The organism is Pararhizobium sp. PWRC1-1, from assembly GCF_049897905.1.
Taxonomy (GTDB): domain Bacteria; phylum Pseudomonadota; class Alphaproteobacteria; order Rhizobiales; family Rhizobiaceae; genus Pararhizobium.
In genome coordinates, this window is the sequence record NZ_JAFCXE010000022.1 from 22,148 (window position 1) to 34,186 (window position 12,039).

The window sequence follows — 12,039 nt, forward strand, 5'->3', positions numbered from 1 at the left end:
GTGCCGTAAATCAAAGCCGCGAATGAGTATGGTCGTGGTCGCCCCATCCGCTTTCGAGCGGCGCGCCGATGATGCAATGGACGCCGCAAACGTCATAGTTGAGGTCTACGTGGCCCCGGAGTTGGCCAGACGAGAGGGCTTCAATCAACCGGGATCCGAAGCCCCTGCGGGTCGGCGGCGTGACTGGTGGCCCCCCGGTTTCTTTCCACGACAAAGTCAGTTGCGCGTCGGGAGTTGAGACGTCCCATGACACTACCACTTTTCCGGAACTGGCTCCCAACGCGCCATATTTTGCAGCATTCGTGGCAAGCTCGTGCAGAATGAGTGCGAGGGCCACCACGGCCTTCGGCGAGACATCGACATCGGGACCGCTGATGTCGAACTGTTCAGGTGGGTAGGGAGACAACGCTTCGGAAACCGCGGTACGAAGGCTGGCGGCCTCCCAACTTCCTCGCGTAAGCAGGTCATGCGCTCGGGCCAGGCTTTGCAAGCGGGCGTCGAAAGCTGTCCTTGCCCGTTCGATGTCCGGCGCGCCGGCAAAAGTCTGACGGGCAATCGCGGCTACCGTCGCAAGGACGTTCTTGACGCGATGGTTCAGCTCGCCAATAAGGAGATCCTGAACGCGCTGCGCTTCCCTTCCTGCCGTTATGTCGCGGGCAATTTTCGAAGCACCGACGATCTTGCCATCTCCGTCATAGATTGGTGAGACAGTCAAAGAAACATCCAGGAGACGGCCGCTCCTGTGCCGCCTGACGGTCTCATGGGTGTCTACGCGCTCTCCAGCCTTGATGCGGGCGATGATGCGCGCCTCCTCGTCGACGCGGTCATCTGGAACAAGAACCATGACCGATCGGCCAACAATTTCCTCGGCGGAGAAACCGTAGAGATTCTCGGCGCCATTGTTCCAATCGGTAACCGTCATGGCGAGGTCGATACCGAGGATCGCATCTTCAGAAGAGGCGATGATCGACGCCATGCGCTTGAGCGTCGCCTCGTAGCCAACCCGTTCCGTCGTCTCATTGACGATACACAGCACGGCGAGCACATGCCCGTGTTCGTCGGAAACGGGAGAATAGGAGATGTCGAAGTACACCGTTTCCGGTACGCCGTGCCGTTCGATATAAAAGGGCCTGTCCTTTGCCACGACGGTCTCGCCGGCGTCGCGAACTTTAAGCAGAAGCGGTTCCAGGTCGTCCCAAAGTTCGGCCCAGTTCTCTTTCGCCGGTCTCCCTAGCGCGCCGGGGTGCTTTGTACCGATCGATGGGGCGTATGCATCATTATAGATGGCGGTGAAGTCATCACCGCAAAACATCACGATCTGCGCACCTGACGGAATTGCTATGTCAACCGCACATTTTAATTGAGACGCCCAGGATGACATCGGTCCGAGACTGGTGCTTGCCCAGTCATAGTTGCGGATTATGTCAGCCATCGAGCCCTGATCGGAGGTAGCCGGATTGTGTTTGTGCATTGAAACCCCTCGCGTGCCTCCCATTTAGTTCAAACTTTCGCTCAGCAGTTCAACGCATATAACGGCCAAACTATTTCAGTTTCGAGCGCGAATCCTATTTGGTACATAGCGTTAGCGCAACATGCCAGTCCGCGTGGGTGTTTGAGTAATTTGATTGCGCGCAAGGTCGGCGGTAGGGGAGTTTGGCGGACCGCCCTTTAACAGCGACTCATCCGAGCTTCGTCAGACGGGAAAACCCCGGTATATGCGATACTTGGGTCGCGAAGAACCAGGGTGCGTGATTCATCAGTGATGATCGGCAATTACGAAGCCGTAAGTTGAGGCGCTTCAGACCCGATCGTATGTGAACGATGTAAGAAGGGTTGTAACAAAATTGCTGGCCTTCTCTTTAACGAGGACTTCGGTCCACTCGTCTGTCCCGCGCAGCATCAGCCCGGTGTAAATACTATCGACGGCAGCCTCTTCAATGCGTTTGATATGCGCGAGGAATGAAGCCTCGTCGCCGGATTTGTAAAGGTCGCGGACGACCATTCTCAAAATTTCCTGGATCGCAATTTGCCATGCGGTGTTAATCGCCTGAAGTTCACTTGTTTTCTCGTTCATCGGATCTCTCGTGATTCTGGCAGACCTGCCACGGGCCCGTGCGCTGCGTCAGGAACAAAAAAAGGCCAGGCAATCTGCCTGACCTCGATTGGTAGTTGCTTTCGACAGTGCCGGTACATCCGTGGTCAAAGGAAAGCAGTTACCGATTATACGGCCTGCAGGTTACAGGCAGACATCTTGCCCGACTTGTTGTCGCGCTCGAGGTCAAAACCGATCTTCTGGCCCTCGACGATTTCGCGCATTCCGGCGCGCTCGACGGCAGAGATGTGAACGAAGGCGTCAGCGCCGCCGTTGTCAGGCTGAATGAAGCCGAAGCCCTTTGTGGAATTGAACCATTTTACGGTGCCAGTGGTCATGATAAACCCTTTCATAGCAATATAGACGACCGCAACGCAAAGCATTGCGGATGATGATAACGATCGTTTTAAAGGGAGGGTTCGTTCAAAACGCGGTGCCAGTCGCGTGGTAACCAAAGCTCGGCAAGAAAAAATCGATAAATCAGCTTGTAGCCAGTTTGGATTGCGGCGTCAACGGTTAGTTTTCGACTGCGATTTTCTGGTAAATCCTGGATTCCATCCTTTACAATATTTCTAACTTGCGACGGGCAATGGATTTTCATCAAAAAATTCACATGGCTTGTTGCACGCAGCACAGCCATCATTGAAGTTTTTAGAAAGGCACATATAACATCAACGCGGCTCTTCTCCGGATGATGGGCGCCATCGATTTTCAATATGCGCCGAGCATTAAAGCGGAAGACGAACATGCCCAAACAGAAAAAGTCCGCAGTTGTCAGCACCGGAATTGCGGGGTTGAATGAAATCCTGCGCGGTGGCCTGCCTGCATCGAACCTTTACATGCTTCAGGGTGCGCCGGGATCGGGCAAGACGACAGCCGCGCTGCAATTTTTGCGCGCCGGTGTCGAGGCCGGCGAGAGCTGCATCTACGTCACGCTTTCTCAAACAACCGCAGAGCTTGAAGCGATCGCCGTTTCGCATGGCTGGACGCTTGACGGAATTAGGGTCGAGGAGCTGTCGACATCAGGCACGGTGAATGAGGCAGACGACCAGAGCATCTTCCTGACCGCCGACCTACGGCTGGACGAGACGAGGAAAGCTATCGAAGCGGCAATCGATGAGCACAAGCCTCGGCGTCTCGTTTATGATTCCCTTCTCGAAATCCGGCTGATCACCGGTGATAGTCCGCGCTTTCGCCGTGAACTGATCGGTTTCAAATCGTTCCTTGCAAAAAAGAATGTTGTCGCATTGCTGCTGGATACACAAACGCCCGGCTACGATCGCAGCGGCGAGGAGGTCGAAGGTCTTGCCCACGGCGTTATCCGGTTCGACAAGTCGCTGGAGGAATATGGTGGCGTGCGTCGCCGCATCGAGGTTTCAAAGATGCGCGGAGTGCCGATTGCCGACGGCTATCACGATATGGCTATCCGTGAAGGCGAGGGCGTTGTCGTGTTTCCCCGCATCATGCCTAGCGCTGCATCAGAGAGCTCCAAACCGCAGCTGATCAAATCCGGGGTTGCCGAGCTTGACGAAATGTTCGGCGGTGGCCAGGAGCCTGGAACCACTACGTTGGTCATCGGGCAGTCAGGCACTGGCAAATCGACTATGTCTTCCCTTTATGCGACGGCGGCGCTCGAACGCGGAGAAAACGTTGCTCTTTTTCTATTCGAGGAGCGGCTGGAGACCTTCTTTCGTCGGTCCGAAGGTTTGGGCATGGAGCTCAGGCAGTTTCACAAGGATGGTAAGCTCATCCTGCGAGATTTCAATCCTAACGAAATCTCGCCCGGCGAGTTTGGCCAAATCGTCCAGGACGCCGTCACGCAAAACAAGTCGCGGGTCGTGGTCATCGACAGCCTGACGGGATACCTAAATTCTCTGCCCCATCGCGAAAAAGCGGTTCGCGACATTCAATCGCTGCTGAAGTACCTTGCCCGCTCAGGTGTCCTGACGATGCTGATCGTTGCTCAGCACGGTCTAATCGGCCAGAATGTCGGCATCGACGTCGATGTCAGCTTTCTCGGCGACACTGTTCTGCTTCTGCGGATCATGGAGCATGAGGGGCGCCTTCGCCGAAACATTACCGTGGTCAAAAAGCGTCACGGTCCACACGATCTCAATATCCGTGAACTGATCATCGAAAGCGGACGCGTCAGTGTGGTCGCCTATAATCCCCTGCCTGATCCGAAATGAAGGCAGTCCCCACCGAAAGTGAGCTGGACTGGGTGCTCGTCCTTGCTCCCTTTCGCAAGGACGCCGATTACGTCGCTGCCTTTCTTCGTGAACAGAAGATCGAGGTCAAGGCGGCCAAGGCGGATGGTGTTCTGGTCGAGCATCTCGCTTTGTCTCCGGGTATCATCGTCATCACCCATGAGGCTTTGAACACGCAGGTTATTGCGCGAATTGCCACGCATCTCGCGGAGCAGCCCGACTGGTCCGAGGTGCCGATTATCGTCCTTTTAGAGCGCACAGCGCCGATAACACGAATTCGCAGTCAATTGCTGAATTTCTGGCCCGGTTCGCGTCTCTTGTTTTACACGCGGCCGATCGCACCACTGGAACTCGTGAATGGGATTCAATCAAATTTGTTGGTCCGGCTGCGCCAGCGCCAGGTCCGCGATTCAATCGAGCGCGAAAGAGAACTGCGTCTGGAGCTCAATCACCGGGTCAAAAACATCCTGGCGAGCGTCACCTCGATTTTCCAGATGACACGGCGTGGCGCCACGTCTGTCGAGGAACTGGCAAGCGATTTTGCCGGTCGCCTGCAGGCGCTATCAAATGTCCATAGTGCTGTCTTTGAGGCTGGCGGTGAGGAGGTTTCGCTTTCAGCCATCGTTGAGCTGACGGTTTCTCCATACAACAGCGATGGCATCAGCCGCATAGACGTCACGGGGTCGGATCTGGTTGTCAGCCGGGAGGCCGGAACGACGATCGCGCTTTGCCTGCACGAGCTGATAACGAACGCAATCAAATATGGTGCCCTTTCGCATCCCGATGGGCATGTTGAACTCCAGTGGTCTGTTGCCACAAACGGCAGTTCCGAACTCTCTCTGAACTGGACTGAAGTCGGGGGGCCGGCTGTTCGAGAACCGACGCGGCAGGGCTATGGAACGCGATATGTGCGCTCCGCGTTAGGATCGTTATTCGGCACGGTTCCAGAAATCGTCTTCGCTCCGGAGGGTTTTCGCTTCTCACTGAAAGGGTCGCTTGCCTGCATTTCAGCGCGACAATAGATTGTGACAATTTTATCAATCAGGGAATGAAATTTCTTTTCACCGCAACGCCATGAAAGATAATCCGGTTCCTCCTTGGATCAATCCGTCTTTCCGCGCGTTCATCTGGTTCGCGTATTTAAAAAAGACACATGTGCAAGCGTCAACTGCGGAGAGTATGAGGGATGACGCAAAAGGCGATCACAGTCGTTGTCGTCGAAGACGAGGCGCTCGTACGGCTGGATATAGCAATGTCGCTTGAGAACGAGGGGTTCATTGTGCTCGAAGCTTCAAATGCCGATGAAGCCATAGACATTCTGAACGCCCATCCGGAGATCCGGTTAATGTTCACCGACATCGACATGCCGGGCAGCATGGACGGATTGAAGCTGGCTTCTGCTGTTCGCGAAAGGTGGCCCCCGGTCAAGATCATCGTGGCTTCCGGCCACCGTCACTTGAGCGATGAGCTTTTACCAGTTAAGGGCAAGTTTTTCAGCAAACCGTACGACCACGCCCGCGTAATCGCGACGATGAGGGAAATGCTGGCGGGAGCGTAGGCATAAGCTGATCCTCTGGGTTAAGTCCGGCCCTCACTGCACGCTGTTTGACAATACCGTTGATCGCCTTCGGATCGATCGGGCGGCGCGACACGGTCTCCCAGCGATCGATCGCCCGAAACACGCTTCCACTGTCGATCTTTGCTGCGGCAAGCCACGCATTCAGCGCGTCAACAGGACTGCCGGTCAGATAGACCACTTCATCGTCCTCCTTACCGCTGGTTTTGGTACGGCCCAAATGGATTGATAGTGAGGGGAGGGGAGGGGCGCCTCCGACCGTGATAGGCGCCTCGATCGTCAGCTGGTCGTTGCGCAGGCCAGCAATCTCACTGCGCCGGCGGCCACCAGAGGCAAAGCCAACCATCAGGATCGCCCGGTCGCGCAAATCCCTGAGACTGTCGGTACTGCAGGTCGCGAGCAGCTTGGAAAGCACGTCACCCGTCACAGCTTTAGCGCTTTTGCGTCTTCGCGGCCGCGGTGTCGCGCGGACGGCAAGGCGGATCGCCGACTTCAGGGCAGGGGAGTTGAAGGCGCCGGTCAACCCACGCCATTTCGTGATCGTCGACCAACTGGCGAGGCGGCGCCTTACGGTATCGGGGGCATGCGACCCGGATGTTCGAAGGAACCGCTGGTCGCGCAGACTCCGCTCGACAGCGGCCGGCATGCCGTGGTGAGGATCGATCTCGCGCTGTTCGGGCTGCCATAAATGGTGGGCGACGAATTTCAGAGCTAAGGCCTTCAGGCGCCGGCCAGGGGAGGGAGGCACCGGTCGCGGCCAGCGACCAGGCCTGCAGATAGGCGAGGTCCGACGTCAGCGCCCGAAGCGTGTTGGCGCCCATGCCTTCGTTAATGAGGTGACGAAGCGTTTCTATATCTTGGTCAGTCAGCAATTCTGCCAGCTCGTCGCGGCGCTCAAGCGGCAGCACCGCTGCGATCGTATCAAGCTCTGCGATGCGTTTTGCGATCGAACGTGACGATGCGCTGCTCATTTCGGCAATCCATTCTCGTTGTGATCGTATCGCCGTTGCACCCTTACCAGACGCGCTCGTGCAAGACTGCATCGAACATCAGATCAGTCGAGACGAACGTGCAATTCTCCAGCCGCGCCTGGGCGGCGAGAATGCGGTCCCAGGGATCCCGATGCTCCCAGTCGAAAGCAGCTGCGAGTTCGGCATGCAGATCGGTGATGGAAAGGGTCTGCAAACCGCTGGCTGTGACCGCAGCGCGCAACTCCTGTGGCTTGAGGTCGAGCTTGTTCATTCGCATCTTGTAGTCCAGCTCGTAGAACGTGACCGCACTGACGAGGATGGCGTTTGCCTTGTCCTCGATCATTGATCGTGCCTTCGTGGACAGGCGATCACTACCGATTGTCCACCAGTAGACGGCGTGGCTGTCGAGCAGGACTTTCATTGGGTGCTATCGCCGCCACTCGATTTGCCTTGCCAGACGCCGGTATCATCATTCCAGTCACCAGCGTCGACGGCTGCCTGCTCGGCATCTGTGGTATCGAACAGGTCGTCGGGCAGGCCACGATGGCGAAGTAGGCCAAAGGGACGCTTGACGCCGTCGGCCGCTGGACCGATACGGGCATAAACTTCGTTGCCGCGCATGATGACGATCTCTTCGCCCTTGTTGGCGCGTTCGAGGACTTCTGCGAAATTCTTGCGGGCTTCGCTGATTCTGTAGCTTGTTTGGGGCATCAGGCTCTCCGAATTTGGCCGTTGGGGTACTTTATCACGGCTCTATGGCCGCGTACAACGTCAGTGTACGTATCACTTCCGATAAGCATTACTTAGCGGAGGTGATGGCATTCTTACTGGCATCCCAACCTTATCACCAAGATAACTTCAATCTGATTAGGCACTGAGTATTTCATAACGATTCAATGGAAGTTTCGTTAATTTGTCTGGTGCTAAAATGCCCTGAAGCTGCGTGCTGCAATTCTGTCCTTGGCGAATATGACGCTCCGCTTGGTAGTGGCCGATTGAACGGCCGGAACACTGCGCGGCATGATGTGTGCAGTTCAAAATTATGGAATGACTCCAGCAACCCAGTTTCGTGGGCCGCCGACATGCCGTTGGCGGTTTCACTGTACCGTTTGAGAGAGGCTCCCATGCCGGCCATGCTGAAATCATCCGTCGCCTATAAAATTGTCGCTACGACACTTGCGCTCATATTCCTCAGCATTTCGATCGTCGCCGGAATGATGATGTACAATCTGAAGAAATTCGAAATGGAGCAGGCACTAGAGGACACGCATGCTGCAGCCCGCACGATGGCAATCCTATATAACCTTCGCTCGACAGAGCTTAAAGTCGATCTTCAGGGCCATAGGCTCGCGGGCGTCACAGCCGAGGCGCTCACTGAGACAGCTGATCACGCGCTGGTGGATCACACGGCAGCGTCCATCGACGGCGTAGCAACGATCTTTTCCAAGACACCAACCGGTTTCGAACGGGTTTCGACAAACGTCAAGAAAAACGACGGAACTCGGGCCACGGGCACGATGCTGGCAGTAGATCACCCGGCACAGGCGTTTCTTGCACGAGGCGAAGCCTATTTTGGTCCGGCCCAGCTGTTCGGCAAAGATTTCATGACTGGATACTTCCCAGTCCTCAATGCGGCGCGGAAAACGGTCGGCGTACTGTTTGTGGGCCTTGCGATGGAGGTCTACGTCGGTCGAATCCACCACTTGCAGCTCGTGGCCCTTTTCTCGGGACTGATTGCTCTACTGGTCAGCGCTGTCGTGGCTTTAGTTTCCAACCGCGCCTTGCTCAGGCCGCTCGGCAAGCTAATCGAAGCTGTTGGCAGCGTTTCGGAAGGCCGCCTCGCCGGCGATATTCCCTACTCGCAGCGTAGTGACGAATTCGGCAAAATCGCCAAAGCCCTTGATGTGTTCAGGGGCAATGCGCGTGAAAGGCTGCGGCTCGCGGCCGAAACGGAGGAAGCACGTATCCAGGCAGCTGACGATGCCGCAGCCAGGCAATCTGCCGAGGACAGGAAGGCAGCTCAAGATCAGATTGCTATTGATGGCGTAACAAACGGACTCGTCCGCCTGGCAGATGGCGATCTTACATACCGCATTGAGGAACCGTTCGCGCCTCATCTCGAGGGCTTGCGCGGGAATTTCAATGAGTCGCTATCGCGACTTCAGGAGGCATTGCGATCGGTTGGCCAGACAGCCGCGTCGATCAACTCTGGTGCGAAGGAAATCGGGGCTGGCGCAGACAACCTTTCGAAACGTACAGAAATGCAGGCAGCATCGGTAGAAGAGACTGCCGCAGCTCTGGAACAGATTACGACAACGGTCAGGAACGCGGCAGCTCGCGCTGCAGAAGTCGGTACTCTCGTGAGCAGAACGCGCGTGGAGGCCGAAAAGTCCGGTGAAGTCGTACGTGATGCCGTCGAAGCTATGGACGGTATTAGGCACTCATCAGGCGAGATCGGCAGTATCGTCGGCGTAATCGACGAAATCGCTTTCCAGACCAACCTTCTTGCGCTGAATGCAGGCGTCGAGGCGGCCCGTGCCGGCGATGCCGGCAAGGGTTTTGCAGTAGTCGCGCAGGAAGTGCGTGAATTGGCGCAGCGTTCGGCCACCGCCGCAAAGGAGATTAAGACCCTGATCAATCGCTCCAACGGACAGGTGAAGTCGGGCGTTGCTCTCGTAGGGCAAGCCGGACAAGCGCTGGAAACCATTGTCGCCGAAGTGAAGGAGATCAGCGGGCATGTGAATGCTATTGTGGATGCGTCGCGTGAACAGTCCCTTGGCCTGCAAGAGATCAGCACGGCGGTGAACAGCATGGATCAGGGCACACAGCAAAATGCTGCGATGGTCGAGCAATCGACGGCCGCAAGCCATAGCCTTGCGTCCGAAGTCCATCACCTTAACCAGCTCCTGTTGCAATTCAAGGTCGGCGCGTCGGGCACGGCATGGCCGCAAGCCAAACAAGCCGCAACCAAGTCGCCACGAGCTGCATAGCGCTCAACACGCGTTGGAGCGCCGCCCGCCAGTACTCTGCACCGCATTATCCCTGCGTGCTGATGCTTTCGCATCTTTTACAATGCAACAAAAGAACGGCCTGCTAATCCTAGTTCCTAGGCCGGATGCCATCAATCAAGGCCGATCCGTTTGGCTCCTTGGCGAAACAGAGCCGTTGCCTCTGGCGTGAACCGAAACGTATTGGCGAAGTCGTCGAAACAATAGTGCGGCAAAGTCTTGCGCACGGCGGTTGAAAACATCCGTGCCTCGTCCAGCCTTCCGGCCAAGGCTAGGCAATGTGCGGCAATTGCCAGGATAATATTGTGCGCGTTCGGCCGGGCGGCCGCTTTCATCGCCCATTCTGCGGCTTCCTGGAACTCCCCCAGACGCACATGGGCCATTGCGCGCGCGCCCAACATACCAAAGAGCAAAGGATCAAACGGGCTGAGGAGGCGGGAGTGGTCAGACGATAGGATCGCCGCTTCCGCATCGCCCGACTGCGACTGCACAAAAGAGAGTGCATAATGGCCGAGTGCAAAATTCGGACTGAGATCAACCGCAAGCTCCAGTTCCGTCACAGATTCCTGTTGACTGTTGCGTAACCAAAGTGCCCGGCCCATGGCCCAGTGCGCAGCCGGGTTCCGGTCGTCGACGAGGAGGCTCTGGCCAGCAGTTTCAAACGCCTGGTCTCGTTCATACTCATATTCTCCCCAGCGCTGAAAAGCACTTTGCCAATGTGTGAAGGATAGTCCGGCATATGCCCTCGCAAAGGTCGGATCGAGACGGACCGCTGTGCCGAAGAAGTGCTGCGCCAGTTCGTTCTCGGCGCGTGTAAAGCGGTACATGTGCCACAAACCGCGATGGTAAGCCTCCCAGGCACTTAGACTGCTCGGGGCTTTCAGGATCGCGCGGTTTGTTTCGACACTCTCGATCTCGCCCGAAATCGACGCAACGATCCTGTTGCCGATTTCATCGAGCATCAGAAACGTGTCGTCTATCCGCTGATCGTAAACTTCCGTCCAGACGATGCGCGCCGTGCGCACTTCGACGAGTTCGATACTGACGACAAGGCCGCCAGGGCGATATCGCACCGCGCCGCTTGCGATATAATCGACGTTCAGTGCGCGCCCGGCAGCGTCGGCTCCCAAGTTGCGTTGCGCCAAGGCATAGACGGATCCCCGCGCGATGATGAAGAGGTTTCGTAGTCTCGCCAGCCGGGTGATAATGTCGTGCGTCAGTCCGTCGGCTATTCCCCCTTCAATGCTGCCCGCCTCGCCCTGCTTCAGAAATGGCATGATTGCGAGGGATGCGCGGCGTGGAGAGCCTGTCTCGGTTGCCGCCATAGTGGGGGGCAGGTGGGACTGGGTATCCACCAACTCAGGCCGCGGGGAGTAGCCCTGGAGCTGCTTTTGGCTTTTAATGTCCTGCCATGCCCGTAGAACTGGCCCGAAATCCAGTTCTTCAGCGTCGAACCGCCGGGCAGCGACCAAAAGGTGCTGGCCGCAGGCTGCAATCTGGCCCCGCTCGGCGAGATTTTTGAGAAGTGCCAGATGAGCATTCCCGTCGAATGGTGCAAGTTCGATCCACTTTTCGACAAGAGCGTTCCTGTCTAGGGAGCCCACGGGCAATCTTCCTGCCAGATGTTCGACGATGGCTATATGGCATGCGTGGAAGCGGCGGCGTTGCGCTGTCAGCCAGATTTCGAACGCGGGGCAATGGTCGATCTCCAGTCCTTCCAGGAAATCGCCGGCGAACGAGGAGCAAAGTGTCTGCAGTCGCGCATTATCTAGCATGGCGATACCTGTGGCGATGGCCTGTTCGGCCTCTACCGCATCGACGACGCAGCCTTTCAGCTCAAGACCGATCACCTCATCGGAAGTCTGGAGGTGCGGAATACCCCATTCGCGGATCATCGCACGCAGTTTGCTGAGGCTCCAGCGCAATTCTCCGCGCGGATCGTTTGGACCATCCCAAAGAAGGTCGCACAGGTGGCTGCGTCCGACAGCACGACGAGACATTGCCAGATAGGCAAAGAGTGCGCGCACCTTCCGCGAGGCCGGAAGCTTGATCATGACACCGTTGCGTGTAACGGCGAGAGGGCCAAGAAACCGCGCGGCCACTCCCGTATGGTTGGGGCCCAGATCTCCCGAAGATGTTTCCACGGAAGTTTCCACGCATTCTCCCACGCTCGCGCCTCTGAGCT

The 12,039-nt window shown here is 56.8% G+C and carries 11 protein-coding genes and 1 pseudogene; 4 read left to right on the forward strand and 8 right to left on the reverse strand.

Annotated elements, in window-relative coordinates; all coding sequences use genetic code 11:
- Positions 1-10 precede the first annotated feature (10 nt).
- The 4 genes from ACP7E0_RS26735 to ACP7E0_RS26750 form a co-directional block, all read right to left on the reverse strand.
- Complete coding sequence (locus tag ACP7E0_RS26735; RefSeq protein WP_426129390.1) at positions 11-1,471, reverse strand: sensor histidine kinase; 1,461 nt, start codon at positions 1,469-1,471, stop codon at positions 11-13.
- 327 nt (positions 1,472-1,798) lie between these two features.
- On the reverse strand, positions 1,799-2,074 hold the full coding sequence (locus ACP7E0_RS26740; RefSeq protein ID WP_426129391.1) for a hypothetical protein: 276 nt from the start codon (positions 2,072-2,074) through the stop codon (positions 1,799-1,801).
- Positions 2,075-2,220: 146 nt separating this feature from the next.
- Positions 2,221-2,430 carry a cold-shock protein gene (locus tag ACP7E0_RS26745; protein WP_027687039.1) on the reverse strand — a complete coding sequence of 70 codons (210 nt, stop codon included), beginning with the start codon at positions 2,428-2,430 and terminating at the stop codon, positions 2,221-2,223.
- Positions 2,431-2,498: 68 nt separating this feature from the next.
- On the reverse strand, positions 2,499-2,846 hold the full coding sequence (locus ACP7E0_RS26750; protein WP_426129393.1) for a hypothetical protein: 348 nt from the start codon (positions 2,844-2,846) through the stop codon (positions 2,499-2,501).
- Between ACP7E0_RS26750 and ACP7E0_RS26755 the strand changes: the two genes are divergently transcribed.
- The 3 genes from ACP7E0_RS26755 to ACP7E0_RS26765 all read left to right on the forward strand — a co-directional run bounded on the left by ACP7E0_RS26755 (position 2,839) and on the right by ACP7E0_RS26765 (position 5,857).
- Positions 2,839-4,281, forward strand: a complete 1,443-nt coding sequence (locus ACP7E0_RS26755) for an ATPase domain-containing protein (protein ID WP_426129395.1) — start codon at positions 2,839-2,841, stop codon at positions 4,279-4,281. The genes ACP7E0_RS26750 and ACP7E0_RS26755 overlap by 8 nt on opposite strands.
- A complete protein-coding gene (locus ACP7E0_RS26760) occupies positions 4,278-5,321 on the forward strand; it encodes a sensor histidine kinase (RefSeq protein ID WP_426129396.1) in 1,044 nt (347 codons plus the stop codon). Before ACP7E0_RS26755 ends, ACP7E0_RS26760 begins: the two co-directional genes overlap by 4 nt.
- 164 nt (positions 5,322-5,485) lie before the next feature.
- Positions 5,486-5,857: a response regulator gene (locus ACP7E0_RS26765; RefSeq protein ID WP_426129398.1), complete on the forward strand. Its 372-nt coding sequence runs from the start codon at positions 5,486-5,488 to the stop codon at positions 5,855-5,857.
- 16 nt (positions 5,858-5,873) lie between these two features.
- Here ACP7E0_RS26765 and ACP7E0_RS26770 read toward each other — a convergent pair.
- From ACP7E0_RS26770 to ACP7E0_RS26780, 3 genes and pseudogenes are all read right to left on the reverse strand, one after another.
- Positions 5,874-6,846, reverse strand: a pseudogene (locus ACP7E0_RS26770) (integrase); the annotation flags it as partial.
- A 43-nt stretch (positions 6,847-6,889) separates the two neighbouring features.
- A complete protein-coding gene (locus ACP7E0_RS26775; protein ID WP_426129400.1) occupies positions 6,890-7,267 on the reverse strand; it encodes a type II toxin-antitoxin system VapC family toxin in 378 nt (125 codons plus the stop codon).
- Positions 7,264-7,557, reverse strand: coding sequence for a type II toxin-antitoxin system Phd/YefM family antitoxin (locus tag ACP7E0_RS26780; protein ID WP_426129401.1), 294 nt, complete (start codon positions 7,555-7,557; stop codon positions 7,264-7,266). Before ACP7E0_RS26780 ends, ACP7E0_RS26775 begins: the two co-directional genes overlap by 4 nt.
- Before the next feature lie 413 nt (positions 7,558-7,970).
- On the opposite strand from ACP7E0_RS26780, the gene ACP7E0_RS26785 reads away from it, so the two are divergent.
- The gene (locus tag ACP7E0_RS26785) at positions 7,971-9,836 is read left to right on the forward strand and encodes a methyl-accepting chemotaxis protein (protein ID WP_426129403.1); all 1,866 of its coding nucleotides are present in this window, start codon (positions 7,971-7,973) and stop codon (positions 9,834-9,836) included.
- Positions 9,837-9,967: 131 nt separating this feature from the next.
- On the opposite strand, the gene ACP7E0_RS26790 is transcribed toward ACP7E0_RS26785, so the two are convergent.
- Positions 9,968-11,998 (reverse strand): transcriptional regulator, encoded by a 2,031-nt coding sequence (locus ACP7E0_RS26790; protein ID WP_426129404.1) that lies wholly within the window; start codon positions 11,996-11,998, stop codon positions 9,968-9,970.
- Positions 11,999-12,039: the final 41 nt, after the last annotated feature.